The 1,067-nt window shown below is 65.3% G+C and carries 1 protein-coding gene; it reads left to right on the top strand.

The features are described 5' to 3' along the window. Window positions 1-136: 136 nt before the first annotated feature. Window positions 137-1,067: aspartate kinase (locus tag EOA38_RS37510; RefSeq protein WP_127301576.1), on the top strand; the 931-nt coding region annotated here is incomplete at its 3' end.

Genomic DNA, 1,067 nt, shown 5'->3' with positions numbered 1-1,067 from the left:
GCTCTTCTCCTGCGCCCTCGCTTGCGAAGCCTTGATGTTTTGGCTAAGGAGGCCGCGATTTCCGCGGCCCGGCCTTGCCGGGCGCTTCTTTCCGCTCCGGCCTCAAGCCGGCTCCAGTCAAAGGCATCTCGCTTCCATGGCGCGCATCGTGATGAAATTCGGCGGAACCTCGGTCGCCGACATCGCCCGCATCCGCAATGTGGCGCGTCATGTCAAACGCGAGGTCGATGCGGGCCATGAGGTCGCCGTCGTGGTTTCGGCCATGGCCGGCAAGACCAACGAGCTGGTCGCCTGGACGCGCGAGGCCTCGCCCATGCACGACGCGCGCGAATATGATGCCGTCGTCGCTTCCGGCGAGCAGGTCACCGCCGGCCTGTTGGCGATCACGCTGCAGAACATGGGCGTCCACGCCCGTTCCTGGCAGGGCTGGCAGATCCCGATCAAGACCGACAACGCCCATGGCGCGGCGCGCATCCTCGATATCGACGGCGCGTTCCTGATCAAGCGCTTCGGCGAAGGCCAGGTGGCGGTCATCGCTGGTTTCCAGGGCATCGGCCCCGACAACCGCATCGCAACGCTCGGTCGCGGCGGCTCCGACACAAGTGCCGTGGCGATCGCGGCCGCGGTCAAGGCCGACCGCTGCGACATCTACACCGACGTCGACGGCGTCTACACGACCGACCCGCGCATCGAGCCGAAGGCCCGCAGGCTGGCCAAGATTTCGTTCGAGGAAATGCTCGAAATGGCCTCGCTCGGCGCCAAGGTGCTGCAGGTGCGGTCGGTTGAGCTTGCCATGGTGCACAGGGTGCGTACTTTCGTGAGGTCGTCCTTCGACGATCCCGACGCGCCCGGAATGGGGGATTTGCTCAATCCGCCCGGAACGCTTATTTGCGACGAGGAAGAGATCGTGGAACAGCAGGTCGTCACCGGAATAGCCTACGCCAAGGACGAGGCGCAGATTTCGCTGCGCCGCGTCGGCGACCGTCCAGGCGTTGCCGCCGGCATCTTCGGCCCGCTCGCCGAGGCCAACATCAATGTCGACATGATCGTCCAGAACATCTCCGAGG

Origin of the sequence: Mesorhizobium sp. M1E.F.Ca.ET.041.01.1.1 (assembly GCF_003997355.1) — a bacterium.
GTDB lineage: Bacteria > Pseudomonadota > Alphaproteobacteria > Rhizobiales > Rhizobiaceae > Mesorhizobium.
The sequence above is the reverse complement of the archived record's forward strand: the minus strand, read 5'-3'. Positions and strand labels throughout refer to the sequence as shown.